Origin of the sequence: Vibrio sp. Vb0304, assembly GCF_033338995.1 — a bacterium.
GTDB classification, from domain to species: Bacteria; Pseudomonadota; Gammaproteobacteria; order Enterobacterales; family Vibrionaceae; genus Vibrio; species Vibrio alginolyticus.
On sequence record NZ_JAWOTT010000211.1, the window covers coordinates 1 to 1,210 of the forward strand.

2 protein-coding genes are annotated in these 1,210 nt (G+C 47.0%); both read right to left on the reverse strand.

Annotated elements, in window-relative coordinates; genetic code table 11:
* Positions 1-594, reverse strand: a 594-nt coding sequence (locus R7P35_RS25060) for an alpha/beta fold hydrolase (protein WP_318093096.1), incomplete at its 3' end; no start/stop codon positions are given.
* The coding region (locus R7P35_RS25065) for a thiamine pyrophosphate-dependent enzyme (protein ID WP_318093098.1) at positions 581-1,210 on the reverse strand (630 nt) is incomplete at its 5' end. The genes R7P35_RS25060 and R7P35_RS25065, both read right to left, overlap by 14 nt.

Genomic DNA, 1,210 nt, shown 5'->3' on the forward strand with positions numbered 1-1,210 from the left:
CGCCTGCTTGGCTAACGATGTTGCCATCAACATGTTCGCAATTGCCGAGCCAAGATTAGCACTTCGCTTGGCAATTAATGTTTGTCTTTGCTCATGGTTTAGTGAAGAAAACACCGCTTGTTGATACCAATCGCTCAAAACACGTTCAAGTGGTTCACTCTCGAAGCGCAGTGCCCATTTTTGGTCGTTGTGCAATCTTGACTGTATCTCTGACTCTGTTTGAAGCCCGAAGTTTCCCCCTTCCACAATCGCGCCGACAATATTGAGATCTGAGAAGCACTCACCAGCAAGACCGTGCATTGCGATTCTTCCACCCATTGAGTAGCCAATCAAAATAAGTGGTTGTTGCGGAGGAAATAATAAAGATAGTGTGGAATTAAGAAGTTTGCAGCAATCATCGAGATCGTTGCACTTTGTAAACTGGCTGCGACCATGACCAGGAAGGTCTATAACGACTCGTTCAAACTGAGTCAGCTCATCCAAACAAGCTTGCCAATCAGCACCACTTCCTAAAAGACCATGCAAAAACACCAGAGTGGGAAGATCACCACTTTGGTGTTTTTCAGTTGGAGTGAGACGCTCAGAGTGAAGCATGCAGGCTCTTATTAAATGCCTTTATCAACTCTGCGGCTTGGCTTGGTGGGGTTTGAACTTCCACCAGCATTGTGCCTTGGCCGCTCGACAGGTGCTCGGCAACCATTGCTTGATACATTTGTAATGTTGTTGGCTTTTCATACTTTAAGCCAAACTGCTTAGCTGCATGTTCAAACTGATAACCGTGGGGCATTTGGTAGTACGCAGTGCGATGCTCCTGAGGCACTGGCAACATATCGAAAATCGCACCACCATCATTATTTGTGACCACAAGTACTGACGGCAGATCATTACGAGAAAACAGCGCGAGCGAGTTGAGGTCATAAAGCGCCGATGTATCTCCGATGTACATCAATAGCGGCTTGCCTCGTGAGCGCTGCACACCCGAAGCTGTGGCAAATAGACCATCAATACCCGACGCTCCGCGATTGGTAAACACCTCAGTATTTAATCGGCCAAACATATCGACTAATCGAACAAACAAGCTGTTACCGAGAAAGACATCGACGCTCTGCGTTCGCTCTTCAATGTCAGCCGCTAACGCGATTTCATTAAGCGTTGAAGCTGATGAAGACAGAAACTCATCGCGAATGTGAGCGCGAACATGGGCTATATC